This is a genomic window from Arthrobacter sp. 1088 (genome assembly GCF_031455315.1).
Lineage (GTDB): Bacteria > Actinomycetota > Actinomycetes > Actinomycetales > Micrococcaceae > Arthrobacter.
Genome location: NZ_JAVDSM010000011.1, coordinates 156,855 through 172,609, shown reverse-complemented (window position 1 = coordinate 172,609; position 15,755 = coordinate 156,855). Strand labels below are relative to the sequence as shown.

Below are 15,755 nucleotides of genomic sequence, written 5' to 3'. Positions count from 1 at the left end.
CACGTGTACGTGCAGATGAGTTGTTGACTGTACTGACAACGCTAGTCACAGAGGGTGCGGAAATCGCCTGTCTCAGGGATGATTCAGGGTCCAGTCAGGGTAGTCCTCCCGGATGACGCTACGAAGCTGGGTCACCCGGAAGCGGACAGTACACGCGTAGCTCGTGGCTCTTGACGGTGAACACTGCACTGCGCACCCCGGGCTTGGGCTCACCATCCACGGCGAGGACCAACGGTTCTCCGATCGCCTCAATGGTGACGGTAGTTGCCTCGGTCAGATGCGTGACTTTGGAAGCAGCAACGGTGCCTGTCATGACGGCCCAAAGGAGCCGGGCACGGGCAAATGGTTCATCCGCAGTGATCATGCGGAGATCGAAGACGCCGTCGTCCAGCACAGGGCGTCGAAGCGGGGCATGGTCGCTGGGGTAGTACCGCCCACGTCCCAGGTACAGAATCCACAGCTTGTGCTTCACGCCGTTAACGGTGAGCGTGGTGGGGGAGTTCACTCCGAAAGTCCGCAGCGATGCCACCAGACTGGCCAGGGGTTTGCCCATGGCAGGCTGCAGTCGCTCCCGGCGGCGTACGAGGTTCGGATAGACACCCACGCTGGCCGTATTCAGCATGGCAATCTCACTGGACTCAGGGTTGTCAGGCAAACCTCGATGGACGGCAACGTGCCCGAAATCCACAAGCGCGGCCTGCCCCTCTGTGACTGCCTTGATTGCGGCGTCAATGGAATTGGTCCCGAGGTCACGGGCAAAGTGGTTGAGGGTGCCACCCGGCAATACCAGAAGAGGCAGGGAATGCTCGACGGCGATAGCGGCCGCGGTGCCAACCGTCCCGTCACCACCCCACACGCCAAGCGCTACGGTGCCTGGCCGGGCTGCGGCTGCTTCAATCTCAGCGGCGACATCCTCGCCCTCAGCGATTTCATGAATATGCGCTTTGGGGAATACCTCCTGTAGCAGTTCGCCGGTTTCGGGAGAGTAGGAACCGCCCAGGACATTAACAGCGATGCTCAGCCCCTCGCCGTCGGAAATTCCCGGGGCCTCTGCCGGCGTCCGGCGGGGTTTGGGTTCGGCGGGCTTGGCTGGCCACCACGTGCGTGTCAGCAGGGCAGCACCCGCGCCAAGTGCAGAACCAAACACGACGTCTGACGGCCAGTGCGCACCTGTGTGCACACGGGAATACGCAACGCCCGCGGCGATGGGCGCCAGTACGGCGCCCAGGACGGGCGAAACCATCCCTGCTCCCACGACAAAAGCCACGGCCGAAGCTGAATGTCCGGATGGCATGGATGAACTGACCGGCTGCGGGTGTACGAACCTGAAAACGGGCAGGTGTTCCGGCAAGGGCCGCCGCCGGGGGAGCGCCGTTTTGAAGATGAGGTTAGTGACCCCGGAGGCCACGCCCAAGGCGAGCAGTCCATGCAGGGCTGCCCTGCGCGGTTTTCCTGGAACCGTGGCCATGATTCCCGCGATGCCAAACCAGAGCTTTCCCTTGGTGGCCGCTGCTGAGAGCCGCCGGAAGAGATCATCATGTTCGCCTTGCGGCTGGCGCGAAACCGCCCTGACAAGGAAATGATCGAACCTTGCCACGTGCTTGGGGCCTTTGCCCAGGAAACCTCGCATTCCACCACAGTAGCGCGAGCCCGGCGGCAGGACCCGGCGGCATTCCAGAACTCCACCAACCTTACCCAACAGCCGTGACTACGATGAGTGAATGATTCGCGTCCTGCGTCCACGCCAACGGCCCAGCTGGCAGATTGTCACGCCTGCCTTGCTTTTGCTGTGCGCATTCGCGGTTCCGGGTGTCCTGATCGTGGCCGGTCACGGGGAACCCGCCTTCGACACAATTGATACAACATGGCAGGCCTATTCATTCACGCTGCACACCCCTTTCTGGGATGCAGTAAACGTGGTGTTCAACGGAGCTGGCTATGTGGGCATGCTGGTGCTTCACGGTGTTCTGGCTGCCACCCTACTTATCTGGCGACGCCCCAGGGCTGCCGCTTTCGCCGCACTGGCCGGTCTTGCTGCCCTTGCCCTCACCCAACTGGCAAAGGCCGTTGTTGGGCGGCATCGGCCCCCGGACGCCAGGGTGCTCACGGATACCGGTTCATACCCTTCCGGGCATGTTTCTGCTACCACGGCCTTCCTCGTTGTCATGGCTGTGCTGATTGGCCGGCAGTGGGCGAAAGTGCTGGCCGTTCTTGGAATACTCGCCATGATGGTCAGCAGGACCTACTTGTCCGCCCACTGGTTAAGTGACGTCCTCGGCGGCGCTTGCCTCGCCACCGGCGTGGTCCTCCTGTTGTGGTGGCCTATGCGCAATATATGTATCCAGGAGAATGAAACCGCTGGCCGGGGGACTATTTGGCGCGCAAAGGCTTTGCGACGCCGGCAAGGAGCAGGGCAACCAAAATAGGTGCAACGATGGCCAGCAGCGCCATGTGGATTCCCGTCAGGTCGCCAAGATAGCCCAGAAGCGGCGGACCGGCCAGGAACGCGACGTAGCCAATGGTGGAAACCACAGAAACCCGGGCGGCTGCGTGCTTCGGATCATCAGCGGCAGCGGACATGCCCATGGGGAATGCCAGGGCGGCGCCAACGCCCCATAGTGCAGCACCAACGCCGGCCAGCACCACGTTTCCCGCAAAGACGAACAACCCCAGTCCCAGCGCTGCTGCGGCCATGCTGGCACGGAGTACCGCGACACGGCCGAACCTGTCGATGACCTTGCCGCCGAGGAACCGCATCCCGGTCATTGCCGCAACGAAGAGCGCAAAGAGCAGTGCACCGGTCGCTTCCGAGGCATCCAGGCCGTCAACGGCGGCCTTCGCAATCCAGTCGTTGCCGGCCCCTTCCGTGAGCGTCGCACCCAAAACCACCACACCGATGAGTATGGTCCGGGCGTCCCGCCAAGCCGTGGGTCCCTTGGGAGCCGGCGCACCGCCATCGAGCGTTTCGGCTACTGACGCTTCGTGCGGAAGGAAGTACCGCGGCACGGTCAGCGCGAGGAGGACAGCAAGTCCGGCGATCACGAGCAGGTGCTCAGGGAGGCCAACGCCAAGTTGCGACAGCCCCGCGCCGATCAAAGCGCCCACAAATGCCCCGCCGCTGAACGCTGCGTGAAACTGCGGCATGATGGTCCGCTTGAGCCGGTGTTCGACGTCGGCCCCTTCGATGTTCTGGGCTACGTCCCACAGGCCGATGCCGATGCCGAAGAAGAAGAGGCCGATGGCTGTGGCCGGAACCGATGCAGCCATCAGGGAGAAGGCAATCGCAGCACCTGCGGCACCCGCCACCATGCCGGCAAGGCGAACCGTGCCGGCTGTACCGATCCGGCCCACCACCCAACCTGCGGACGGCAAAGCCATCAAGGACCCGACGGCGGTGCAAAGCAGCAGGGTGCCCATTTGGCCGGAGGTCAGGCTGAGAGCCTCAGTGACGGCGGGTATGCGTGCCGCCCAGCTGGCAAACACCAGGCCGTTCATGGCGAAGATCAGGAACGTCGCCACCGCCGCGGCGTTGACGTTGGTGATGCTTTTGGTGCTGGTGGTCATGCAATCACAACTTCCACAGAGAGTTTGTCGAGCCGGGCAAGATCTTCGGACGATGGCTTCAGGTCCGTCACGATGACGTCCACGCTCTCCATCGCGGCAACCAGGGCTACCGCGCTGGCATTCCACTTACTGGCGGAGGAGGCAACGATGACCCGCGACGCCGATTCCAGGCCGGCGCGCTTCACCGCGGCGTCGTCAAGGTCATGGGCCAGCAGTCCGTCCTTGAGGTTAAGGGCGCAGGGTGTGACCAACGCCGTGTCGAATCGCAACGAGCGTATGTTCGCCTCGGTCATGGGGCCGCGGAAAGACTGTTCGCCGGGAATGAGGCTTCCTCCGGGGAGAATGAGCTGCGGCCGGCGGCCCTCCTTGGTGTGGGTCAGCGCCTCGACGCCGTGCAATGACATCGGCATCACTGTGAGTTCACGCTGGCTCAGCCGCCGGGCGATCTCAGTGGCGGTGGATCCGCTGTCCAACCACACGTGCTCGCGGTCCTTCAGCAGAGCGTCAACAGCTGCTGCGATCTTGAGCTTCGCCTCGTGCTCTTCCAGCTCGCGCTGCCCGTAGCCTGGGTTGTCACCGCGCGCTACCAAACTGCGGGCGCCGCCGTGTACCCGCCTCAGTACTCCGTTGGCAGCGAGGATCTCAAGGTCGCGGCGGATCGTGGCGCCCGACGCTCCCGTTGCCGCGACCAGCTCGTCCACCGATACTTCTTCGCGTTTGCGCAGCAGCTCGCCAATGAGCCGGTGGCGGTCAGGAGTTCCCATGGTTCAACGGTATCAGGATGACGCTCACTTAATCATGCAATGTGATCATTTGCTCACCGGCGCTCTCTCACATCCCACCCCCTTAAACCACGATGCTCTCTCATCAACTGAGAGAGCATCGGGCGAAAAGGGCAATGATGTGAGAGAACGTGTGGACTAGCGGGCGCGCTCCACGCGTTTCTCATCCCAGACGGGTTCCTCGGACTCGTAGACCTTTCCATCGGAGCCGAAGATCAGGAAGCGGTCGAAGGACTTGGCGAACCAGCGGTCATGGGTGACGGCCAGGACCGTTCCCTCGAAAGCATCGATGGCACGCTCCAGTGCCTCGCCGGAGTGCAGATCCAGGTTGTCGGTAGGCTCGTCCAGGAGCAAGAGGGTTGCTCCGGACAGCTGCAGCAGGAGGATCTGGAACCGCGCCTGCTGGCCACCGGACAGGGACTCGTACTTTTGCTCCGATTGGCCGGCCAAACCGTAGGAGTCCAGGGCACCTGCGGCAGCTTCGCGGGGAAGGCCCGATCGGTGTTCATCGCCGCGGTGCAGGATCTCCAACAAGGTCCGGCCCAGCAGATCCGGGCGAACGTGCGTCTGTGCGAAGAATCCGGGGCGGATACGGGCGCCCAACTTCACAGTTCCTTCGTGCGGCACTTCAGCAATGACAACGTCCGACACCGGCAAGTGCTCCCGCTCAGGGTCGGTGCCTCCGGTGGCGAGCAAGCGCAGGAAGTGGCTCTTTCCGGAACCGTTGGAACCGAGTACGCCCACACGGTCGCCAAACCAGATTTCAGTGGAGAACGGCTTCATGAGCCCCGTCAGTTCAAGCTTCTCCGCCACGACGGCGCGTTTGGCTGTTCGCCCTCCCTTGAGGCGCATCTTGACGTTCTGCTCGATTGGCAGGGCCTCGGGCGGCCCAGCCTCAAGGAACTTTGCAAGACGGGTTTGCGCTGCCTGGTACCTGTTGGCCATGTCGGACCGGAACGCAGCCTTGTTCTTGTACATGTTGACGAGTTCCTTGAGCTTCACATGCTCCTCGTCCCAGCGCTTGCGGAGTTCCTCGAACCGGGCGTTCCTATCGGCACGCGCCTCCACGTAGGAGCCGAAACCGCCACCGTGGATCCACGCACCGGCACCGTTTATGCCTGGTTCAAGCGTCACTATTCGTCCGGCGGCGTTGTTGAGCAGCTCGCGGTCGTGGCTAATGAACAGCACGGTCTTCTTGGATTCCTTGAGCTTTGACTCCAGCCAGCGCTTACCGGGGACGTCAAGGTAGTTATCCGGTTCATCCAGGAGCAGGAGTTCATCCGGGCCCGCGAACAGGGCTTCCAGCACGAGGCGTTTCTGCTCGCCACCGGACAACGTGGAGGCACGTCGGAACTGTGCTTTGTCGAAGGATATCCCCAAAGCCGCCATGCAGACTTCGTCCCAGACCGTCTCGACGTCGTAACCGCCGGCGTCTCCCCAATCCACGATCGCCTGGGCGTACTTCATCTGGGTGGGTTCGTCGTCGTGCTCCATCATGGCGAGTTCGGCCTCTTCAACCGCCTTGGCAGCTGCCGCCAGCCCGGCTTGGGCCGTGGAGACCAGCAGGTCCCGGACGGTTGATTCATCCCGGACCTGGCCCACGAACTGCCGCATGATGCCCATGTTCCCGGACTTGCCTACGACGCCTTCGTCGGGTGTGAGGTCGCCGGAAATGATCTTGAACAGCGTCGTTTTGCCGGTTCCGTTGGGCCCAATCAACGCGGTCTTAGTGCCATCAGGCACCCTGAAAGTCACGCCGTTGAGCAGCTGGGTGCCGTCGGAGAGGAAGTAGTCGATGCCGGAAACGTCAATATGGGCCACCGCCCAATCTTCCCACGCCCAGGTATTAAGGCCCGACGGCGGAACTTGGCCTGGGTGCCCCGAGCGAGCTAAGCGTCAGGCTTTCGCCGGGCAAACTGCGGTGCGTGTTCGGGTCGTGGCCCGAAGGCAATCATCCGTGCAGGCAACTTCCGGAAGCTGGGAAAATTACGGAGCACAATGAGCAACAGCTTGGGTGGCTTTGGCTGCTTGCCCGCCATGACCTGTGCGAAGATAACGCGATGCAGCACCCGCTGAAACGTCTGCACAATCACGGTTGGCGGCCAGCGCCGCTTCTGGACGGCGGCGAGGTGGTGGTCGTCCAGCGTTTTACTCAGCAGCGGCGAAGCAATGATCCGGGCCGCCGCGACGGCGTCCTGCACCGCGAGGTTGATCCCCACCCCGCCGGCGGGGGACATCGCATGGGCAGCATCGCCAATAAGCAGGAGGCCCGGCTTGTGCCACTCGGACAAGCGGTTGAGCTTCACGTCCAACAGGTGGAGATCATCCACGGAGCGGATGTTGTCCACACGGTCTGATAGGTCTGGCCGCAACCTTGCGACGCGTGCACGAAACGCTTCTACGCCTTCTGCCCGCAACTTCGGATCCAGTCCCTTGGCCGCGAGGTAGGCGATCTGATAAAAGTCCTTGCGGGTCAAACTCAGCAGAACGTCCGAAGTCCCGAAACTCGGGGCAATCGACGCCACGGGATCCCTTTCATCGGCGTTCCTCGGAAGCCGGAACCACCACGTGTCGAACGGCACCGGAAATTCGCGTGGGACCAAACCCGCCCGTGCACGAAGCACCGAACTACGGCCGTCGCACGCCACCGTCAATGCAGCCTTCAGTTCGCCCGTTCCCAGGGTTTCGCCGGTGAGGGGGTCCCGGGTTCTGTACGCCACACCCGATACTGCGCCGGACCCGTCGCGGAGCAGCCCTGTGACCTCAGTGTTCATCCGCAACGTGAACGTGGGTTCCTGCTTGGCTGCCTTCACCAGAAAGTTCAGCAAGTCCCATTGCGGCACCATTGCCACATAGTTGTACGGCTCCTTGAGGAGCCCGAAATCAGCGAGGATCACGGAATCCCCGGTCCCTGCAGGCAGCTGGAAATTACCAAGCTTGCTCTGCGGTAGCTGCCGGAACCCTTCGCCCAACCCCAACTCGTCGAGGAGGCGAATGGTGGAGGCGTGCACAGTATCGCCACGGAAGTCCCGCAGGAAGTCGGCGTGCTTCTCCAACACAGTGACTTCAACTCCGGCCCGGGCAAGGAGCAAGCCCAGCACAATCCCGGCCGGACCTCCGCCAACCACAACGCACTGCGTGCTGCTTTCCATGGCTTCTCCCGATTTAGCCGGCGGCGGTGAGGAACGACTTCAACAACGGGCCGCTGGTGGTTGCCCCCAGGCCGCCGTCTTCCACGAACACAGCAACCGCCAGGTCTCCGTGGACGGCAACGATCCACGCGTGGGTCTTGGGCGGGTCCTCATTGCCGAACTCAGCAGTACCCGTTTTTGCCCCGACGGGCGCTCCCGGCACCTGGGCGAGGAATCCAGCATGCCCGGAGGTAACCACGGCCCGCATCATGTCGGATAGCGCGGCCGCTTCTTCCTTGGTGATCGGCTTGCCTGAGGGCGGTGACGCGGGCGCTGCGCTAACGGAAGCGGACGACGACGGCGCGCTGCCACTTTCCGTGGGCGCAGCTGCCGCGCTGGAGTTCCCGGCTTCAGGGTTCAGCACGAGTTGAGGGGACACCGGAGCGCCGTTGCCAACGGAGGCTGCCATGATCGCCGCAGACAGTGGGGAGAAGAGCACCTTCCCCTGGCCGATCATGGATGCCGCGTGCTCGGTTCCCTCTGCGGCGCCGGGGACTGAACCGAGGAAGGCGTCGGCGCCCAGCTTGGGCGCTTCCACGGCCACGCCCAATGCCATGGCGGCAGACTCGAGCTGGTCCTGGCTGACCGTGTCACGGGCATTGATGAAAGCGGTGTTGCAGGAATGGGCAAAAGCGTCCCGCAGCGTAACGGAACCCAAGGAGCTTTCCGGGTATCCCTCGGAGTTCTTGAAGGTCCTGCCGTCAACTGTCAGCGTCGGGGTGCATTCGACCTTGGAATCAGGCGTCGCGCCGTCGCGGAACAGCGCCAGGGAATCGACGATCTTGAACGTGGATCCCGGAGCGTATTGGCCAAGCATCGCCGTGTTGTAGCCGTTGCTGCCAGGGCCCGATGCCGCCGCGAGAACAGCTCCGGTAGAAGGCTTAAGCGCCACGATGGCGGACGCCGGTCCTACCCCGGCAAGCGTCTCTTCGGCCAGTTGCTGCAGCTTCAGGTCAAGCGTGGTCTTGAGGGTTGTTCCGGGCACAGGGAGGGACGAGAAGAATACTTTGCTTGCAGGGGTCTCGCCTTCCGACTTCGCTTCCTGCTTGGCGACCACCTCCACGCCGTCCTTCCCGCGGAGCAGAGAATCGTATTTCTGTTGAAGGCCACCGGTTCCTGTGGTGTCCCCGGCCCGCAAGGCGCCGTTGGACTTTTCGATCTGCTCTGCACTGGCCTGGCCGACACTTCCCAGGAGTGCCCTGGCGAAGGTGCGTGTTGGTGCCAACGCCATGGAGTCCAGGATGCTCACGCCGCCCGGAATGGCAGTGATCTTTGCTTCGGTAATTTCGGGGGTGTAAGCGCGGAGGACGATGCCCTCCACGAAAGCCTGTGGACCCGAGGCTCCCACCTGCTTGGCATACTCTTCAACGTCAAGGCCGAGCAAAGCAGCCATTGCCCGCGCGGCGGAATCCGCCTGATCAGCGGCAAGCTTGGTTTTGTCGATACCAACGCGGAAAACCGGACGGTCTTGGACAATGGGGGCATCCCCTGCGCCGAGGATCTGTCCGCGCTGGGCAGGAACCGTCTTGACGGAGAGCGTCTCGCCGTCCGAAAGTTCCGGGGCAAGGAGCTGGGGATTCCATTGGACAGCCCATTTATCGCCGGACTTTTTCAACGTGGCCTCGGAGCTGTACTCCCATTTTGCTGAGCCAATGTTCCAGCTGTAGTTCAAAGGGAAGGTGGCGGTCTCGCCGTCGAGCTTCACGTCACCTGACTGAACCGATGGCTTGGCATCGAGTCCCTCAAACACCGCTTTGAGTTGATCGTTGGCCGCGGAAGCGTCCTTGCCCTCTACGGCGAGTGAACCGACGTCGAGCGCGGCCAGAGAGGAGGCGAGCTGCTTCGCTGCACTTTCCGCACCGGCGCGGCCGTCATCGCAGGCCGTCAGCGAACCAACCATCACCAGCGCTACCAAGCCAAGGACAAGATTCCGTGTTCTCATTTTCCCCATTTGCGACATTATGCCCCGTTCCCCCGACAGTTTCTCTCCGCGACCACAACCCGGACCCGCCCCACCCAAAGGAGCTGGGCGGGGCGGGCTCTGGAGAGTCAGATTACGGGGCACACGTGAACCTGGCATCACCCCAGACACCGTGCGCGCCGTTGATGGATCCGGAGGGGTCCACCACGAGTTCCACGTATGCCGCACCCGTCAGGTCTACGGAAACGGCTTCCGGAGCGAACCCGGGCGTGTACGTTCGCGACTGGTACTTGTTCACGCCGTCGGTATTGACCTTGAAGATGATGTTGCCACCGAAGCCGCTTTCCAGGCCCACTTGCGAGGTGAACGACGTGCATTTTCCGCCCAGGTAATACGTGATCCTGGAGGCCGCGTGAACGCCCAGACCCTTTGCGAAGGAAGGCTGCTGGCCTGTTGCAGGATCGGTGTAATTGATGGTCAACGGCTTGTCCGGTGATGACGCCGAATCCTTGTTTGCCACATTCTTGCCGATCACGCCGTAGCCGTTGATGGCCTGGATCCACGGAGTTTCAGACGCGTACACCGATCCGTGCGGCACGTCGGGCAGCGGCTGCGACGTGACCTTCCAGTCAAAGAACTTCACCCGCGTGTCTGTAGGCAGCGTGACGGAGGCAAGTTCCTTCGTGGGGTTGAGCCGGACCGTGTTGGAGAACGCCTGGTATTTGTACTGCGTGTATTCCGGGGACGGTCCGTTGGCGTTGTTGCGGCCTTGTTCGGACACCGCAACCACGGCGCCGTTCAGCACTGAGGGCTGCAACCAGTTGGGGAAGAAGATCGACTGCTTTTCCATGCTTCCATCGGCATATGTCAGGGTCAACTCAGGGCTTGTTCCATTGCCAACAGCTGCTGATCCGAGAACAGCCAGGTGTGTTCCCTTGCCCTTGACCGCGATTGTCTGTCCGGACAGTGCAACGGAGTTGGGGACGTCAGCACCAACGGCGGGCCACGTGTAATCAACCTGCTTGGGCGTGCCCGCTTCCACTGTCACAGTGCTGCCCGGCCGTACGCCGCCTACCGGGATGGGAGCGGCAGCCAGCTGCTCGGCAGCGAAGGTGGCCCCTCCGCCGTCGAAGTTTCCGAGCGCCTTCCCCGCCACTGTGGTCACGGAGACGGTGTTGTATGCAGCTGCCAAGGAGCCATAGGCCACGTAGATCTGGTTGCCCCCAGTCACCGACTGCTCGCTTGAGTCAGAAGCAGCGTACGACGCCGAGACCCGCACGGTCTGCTGACCCGCGTTCGCGATGGGGCCGGGCTTGATGACGAATGTCGCCGTGTTTGTCGCGCCGCCCTCAACCCTTGCGGCAGTTGCCCCCGAAGAGGAGATGACGGTCCACCCGTCGGGCAGCACCGGCGTCAGCACAACGTTTGTCTTGGCCTTGATCCCGGTGTTTACAAAAGCTGCAGTGACAGTGGTTTCCTGGTCCTGGAATACCTGCTGGCCAGTGCTTACGCGCACCTCGGCTGCCGTATCTTCCTGGCTCTTGCCGCCCAGGGGTCCGGCCTGCTGAAGCTGGATGGTGGCTGACTGGTTGGAGGCGATCACACCTGTCTTCACGAGGACGGTACCGTTGTTGGCCTCATCGAAGAACCAGCCGGCGGCAGCGGCATCGTAGGCGTCCCTGGTGGTGTGCCGGGCCAGTGTGGTGCCTCCAATTTTGACGTCTTTGGGCGCCGCACCTGCATGGACCTTGAGCTGGTAGGGGCGGGCGGCAGCTTTGCCCGTGTACTCGCCCTTTCGCTCACCGATAGTTACCTTGACGCTGCCGTTGCCCGTGCCGGGTGCCTCCACGGCGAGGAGCTGGGTGGAAGACTTTCCGTCCTTGAATTCCCGCGTGACTTTGTCATCTTCGTACAGGGTGAAAGTGTTTTGCCCCTTGGCGTAGATATCCAAAGTGATCATGGAATCTTCGGGAACCAAGGAGGCGTTGCGGGCCACGATACCTTGTGGGATCACCGCACCTGCGCGAACGAAAACCGGCAGCCTGTCGAGTGGCGCGTTGTAGCCGTTGAGGATCTGGCCACCCTGGTATAGCTTGCCTGTCCAGTAGTCCACCCACTGCTCGCCGGCAGGAAGGAAGATGCCGTTGCGGACGTCGGTCTGGGTAAAGACCGGGGCCACCAGGAAGTCGGATCCGAGCATGAATTGGTTATTCGCCTCGGCGCCGTAAGACCACTGTTGGTCAGGGAATTCGAGGGCCATGGAACGCATCATTGAGACGCCTGTGTCAGAAGCGTTGTGCGCGAGTGAGTAGATGAAGGGCATGAGCTGCTGCCGAAGCTGAAGGTATTGACGGTTGATGGCAGTGGCTTCCTCGCCGTAAAGCCATGGACGCTTGTCCGTCGCTGCCCAGCCGGACATCGAGTAGAGCGCCGGGGCGAAGGCCTTCCACTGGAGGTCGCGGACGTAAGACTCCGGGGATCCGCCGAAGATGCCATCCACGTCGCCGGTGGTGAACGCCAGGCCCGAGTTGCCGGCACCGGTGAGGGCCGGGACCTGCCAGCGAACGGCGTCGAGGTTTCCTGAATGGTCACCCGTCCACTGCATGCCGCAACGCTGCGAGCCGGCCCAACCTTCAACCATCAAGGACGTGCCGCGGGCGTTCGAGTACTGCTCGATCCCTCCATGCGCAGCTTCGCAGCCGGTAAGTGCCTGACGGTAGCCCTGGCCCACCCAGGCGACGTCGAGCTTTCGCAGGCGTACACCTGCATCGCCTACTTCGTATTCTTGGTTGGTGAGGGAACGCTGCGTCCAGAGACCCACTTTGAGATCTGTTTCGTCCTCGATGTTGCTCACGGTTTCGGGAAGTTGCTGATACTCGCAGCCGTAGCCGTCATTGACCAGCATCCAGCCCGCAGGCATGTCGTTCTCAACGAACTTCCGTGCCGTTTTGATGGCGTCGGGCGTGCGCTGCTTGGCGCCGTCGGGATCGCCGAATCCAGACGACGAATAGCCGGGGTTGGAGCGGTTGTAGCAATCGGCGTCGCCGTATTCCAAGGCGTAGACCGGCGGCATCATCGGCTTGCCGGTCAACGTGGTGTAAGCGTTCAGGGACTGCTTGTAGTCGCCCACGAAGTAGTAGGCGTCGAAGCGCTTTTCCTCATGGGTGGTGCTGGGTTGCCCGCCGAAATTGTAGGAGCCGCGGGCGAACGTGTCCCGCAGGACGCCATATCCCTTGGAAGACATATAGTACGGAACCGCATTGGGATAGCCGTCGTCGTCCCAGTCGAAATTCCGGGCGATGTTGATCAGCGCGCCGGTGTGGACGGAGCGGCCGTTTTGCATGCCGCCGCCGATGAACTGCTCACCGTCCTGTGGGGCGAGGTGCTGTGTTGCCGAGTTCGCACCAAAGGTGATGGGGGCTGACTCCTCGAAGACCAGGGATCCATCGGTGCTCAGCAGCCGGAGTTGGGTGGTGGCCTTGTTGATCTCGACACTGATCTTGGCAGTCTTCAGGACCAGCCAGTCACCGTCAGTGACTGTTGGTGCGCTGCCGGGGAACTTGTCCTTCCCCACCACGATGTTGGCAGTCCGTGCCGGGTCCCCTTGATCGGTGTTGGCGGGGTCGGTGAACTTGCCGCTGGGATCGGCTTCGAGGCGGAAGTTGCCGTCGTCCAGGAACGTGACGCGGATGGCGCCTCGCTCGGTGGAGAGGTCGACGACGTTTCCGGACTGGGTGAATCCGGTTACCGCTCCGAGAGGTACTCCCGCTGCATCGACAGGTACTTCAGGGGTGACTGCCTTGATGGGGGCGGGGTCGCCGGGAGCGGCATTTGCTGCCGTTGCGAAGGTCAGGGCGGGGATGCCGCCAGCAAGCAGAAGCGACGCCAATCCGAGGGACGCTGCTTTCTTGAGGAAGGAATTGCGGACGCATCCAGGGCTGTTGGGCGCAGCCTTGGATAAGCCCTTGAGGGGTGCGGACATGGGGGCCAACTTTCGACGAGTGACTTTTTGTGATCTAACTCATGGCGAAACGTGCACTAATCGTCACTGCAAAAAGGCAAAAGGTCAATCGTTTAACAAAGAATTTCTTCGCCACTGGGGACGGCACTTGCTTTGTCGGGGCCTCATTGGGACGTCCAGTGTCCCTCAAGCCGCCTGGCCGTCAGTGGCCGTCAGTGGCCGCGAATGATCCTGCGTTGCGCCGCCACCGCTATCGCCGCCGTTCGGTTATCAACGCCCAGCTTGGAGTAGATATGCACCAAGTGTGTCTTCACTGTTGCCTCGGAAATGAACAACTGCTTCGCCATGGCGCGGTTGCCCATTCCGGTGGCCAGGAGTTCCAGCAACTGGACTTCCCTCGGGCTCAATGCAGGTGACGGATTCCGGATCCTGCCCATGAGCCGGGCCGCCACTTCCGGTGCCAGCGCGGTTTGACCGGCGGCAGCGGATAACACAGCCTGCTGGATCTGTTCAGGCGGGGCGTCCTTCAGCATGTAGCCACTGGCGCCGGCCTCAACAGCGGCGAGGATGTCAGCGTCCGTGTCGTAGGTGGTGAGGATAAGGACGGGCGGCGGGGGAGTCCCGGCCAGCCCTGCTTTGATCTTGCCTGTGGCCGTCACGCCGTCCATACCGGTACCCATTTGCAGGTCCATCAGCACCAGGTCCACAGGCTCACCCAGGGTGTTCAACCTGCCCAGTTCGGCCAGCGCCTCGTCACCGTCCGCGGCCTCGGCCACCACGCTGACACCAGGAAAATCGGCGAGCATCGCCCGGAGTCCGGCCCGCACAACAGGATGGTCGTCCACCAGGAGGATGCGGATGTCACTCATGCCCCGCCCTCCCGGGCAGGCAGCGGCACCCGAAGGGCAACCACTGTTCCCTCGCCAGGCGCCGATTCGATATCCAGGCTGCCATCCAGCGCAGCCAGGCGTTCGCGAAGGCTTTGAAGCCCGACGCCGGTGCCGTCGCCGCGCGCTGTACCGGCCGCCGTCGACGGTTCAAAACCGATGCCGTCGTCGAAAACATCCAGGGTTACCTCCGAACCGAGGAAGGACAAAGTCACGACGACGGCACTTGCGCGGGCGTGCGCCCATACGTTTGCAAGGGAAGCCTGGGCGGCCCGGAGCAGGGTGGTCTGGTAAGCATTGGGCAGGTCCAAGGGCGTGCCCACAAGCTCGAAACGGCAGCGCAGTGCGGTTCCCCGGGCGGCTGCTTCGGTCTCGGTCTTTTCGCAAAGCCTCCGCAAGGTATCCACCAGACCAGACTCTTCCAAAGCGGGTGGCCGAAGATCGCGGACAAAGCTCCGGGCCTCGGCAAGGTTGGCTGACGCGGTCTCCTGTACGATCCTCAACCGTTCATTCGCGGTCTTCAGGTCCCCCTCGTCCAACGCTTTCCCCGCAGACCTGCCCATCAGGATGATGCTGGAGAATCCCTGCGCCAACGTGTCGTGAATTTCCCGGGCCAGCCGTTCGCGCTCTGTCAGGACTCCGGCGTCATGCTGGGTCTTGGCCAATTCTGCCCGTGTTCGTCGGAGATCGTCAGCAACAATGCGTTGGTGCTCGGCCTCCAGGAACAGGGCACGGTATGCCAGTCCCGTGACCACAGCAAAACCAGCCCCGAACATGGGTCCCAGGACCATCGCGAGCTGCAGACCGCCGTCGGCCGGGCCCTGGCTGTGAAACCAGAGGGCACCAATCAGCAGAGCCGTGCTCACCACGATTGCCGGCAAGGCGAGGCGTCGGGGGAGTATGTGCAATTGGAGGAAGAAGAGTGGGAAGGCAACCCATGTGAAATCGCCGCTGACCAGCAGAAGCAACAGCCACAGGACCATCACGGCACCAAGCCACCAGCCTGAGTAAGGTGTGGGATCGAACCGGGTGGCATTGCCCGCGTGGCGTTTCTCGAGGACGGTTCCCGCGAGGTACACCAGGGCCAAGGCGGCTGACAGCGCCAGTCCACCAATGACCGCCAACGGCGACGGATTACCCGCAGTGCCTGCCAGGAGCCGCACCACTGCCACCAGCAGCAGCACGGCGAAGCCAACATGGAGACTTATCCGCAGCACACGGAGGATGGTGGCGGTGCCGGTAGGAGTCTCCTGCATGCGTCCCAGCCTATCCCCGCCCGTCGCTCCACTCCCTCGAAATTCCGCGTCCCGGGGCAGGAATCAACCAATCGGATGATTGCCGGTTCAACCCCTCGAAGTGCTCGAATCCATCAGGTTCCCGATGTGCCCGGATCCATTGGACGGAAGAGTGGATTCAGCCGGGACCAAGCCCGCATCCAAGCAAAGGATT

10 protein-coding genes are annotated in these 15,755 nt (G+C 62.5%); 1 reads left to right on the top strand and 9 read right to left on the bottom strand.

Annotated elements, in window-relative coordinates; genetic code table 11:
- Nucleotides 1-118 precede the first annotated feature (118 nt).
- The gene (locus J2Y41_RS17970) at nt 119-1,630 is read right to left on the bottom strand and encodes a phosphatase PAP2 family protein (protein WP_309930461.1); all 1,512 of its coding nucleotides are present in this window, start codon (nt 1,628-1,630) and stop codon (nt 119-121) included.
- 91 nt (nt 1,631-1,721) lie between these two features.
- On the opposite strand from J2Y41_RS17970, the gene J2Y41_RS17965 reads away from it, so the two are divergent.
- A complete protein-coding gene (locus J2Y41_RS17965) occupies nt 1,722-2,426 on the top strand; it encodes a phosphatase PAP2 family protein (protein ID WP_309930459.1) in 705 nt (234 codons plus the stop codon).
- Here the strand turns inward: J2Y41_RS17965 and J2Y41_RS17960 are convergent.
- The 8 genes from J2Y41_RS17960 to J2Y41_RS17925 form a co-directional block, all read right to left on the bottom strand.
- The gene (locus tag J2Y41_RS17960; RefSeq protein WP_309930457.1) at nt 2,371-3,564 is read right to left on the bottom strand and encodes an MFS transporter; all 1,194 of its coding nucleotides are present in this window, start codon (nt 3,562-3,564) and stop codon (nt 2,371-2,373) included. The genes J2Y41_RS17965 and J2Y41_RS17960 overlap by 56 nt on opposite strands.
- Nucleotides 3,561-4,328, bottom strand: coding sequence for a DeoR/GlpR family DNA-binding transcription regulator (locus J2Y41_RS17955; RefSeq protein ID WP_309930455.1), 768 nt, complete (start codon nt 4,326-4,328; stop codon nt 3,561-3,563). The genes J2Y41_RS17960 and J2Y41_RS17955 overlap by 4 nt, the downstream gene beginning before the upstream one ends.
- 156 nt (nt 4,329-4,484) lie before the next feature.
- A complete protein-coding gene (locus J2Y41_RS17950; protein WP_309930453.1) occupies nt 4,485-6,167 on the bottom strand; it encodes an ATP-binding cassette domain-containing protein in 1,683 nt (560 codons plus the stop codon).
- Nucleotides 6,168-6,235: 68 nt separating this feature from the next.
- On the bottom strand, nt 6,236-7,498 hold the full coding sequence (locus J2Y41_RS17945) for an FAD-dependent oxidoreductase (protein WP_309930451.1): 1,263 nt from the start codon (nt 7,496-7,498) through the stop codon (nt 6,236-6,238).
- A 13-nt stretch (nt 7,499-7,511) separates the two neighbouring features.
- Nucleotides 7,512-9,488 (bottom strand): penicillin-binding transpeptidase domain-containing protein, encoded by a 1,977-nt coding sequence (locus tag J2Y41_RS17940; protein ID WP_309930450.1) that lies wholly within the window; start codon nt 9,486-9,488, stop codon nt 7,512-7,514.
- A gap of 103 nt (nt 9,489-9,591) precedes the next feature.
- Nucleotides 9,592-13,440, bottom strand: a complete 3,849-nt coding sequence (locus tag J2Y41_RS17935; protein WP_309930448.1) for an NPCBM/NEW2 domain-containing protein — start codon at nt 13,438-13,440, stop codon at nt 9,592-9,594.
- A gap of 191 nt (nt 13,441-13,631) precedes the next feature.
- A complete protein-coding gene (locus J2Y41_RS17930; RefSeq protein ID WP_309930446.1) occupies nt 13,632-14,288 on the bottom strand; it encodes a response regulator transcription factor in 657 nt (218 codons plus the stop codon).
- On the bottom strand, nt 14,285-15,562 hold the full coding sequence (locus J2Y41_RS17925; protein ID WP_309930443.1) for a sensor histidine kinase: 1,278 nt from the start codon (nt 15,560-15,562) through the stop codon (nt 14,285-14,287). The genes J2Y41_RS17930 and J2Y41_RS17925 overlap by 4 nt, the downstream gene beginning before the upstream one ends.
- Between the last annotated feature and the right edge of the window lie 193 nt (nt 15,563-15,755).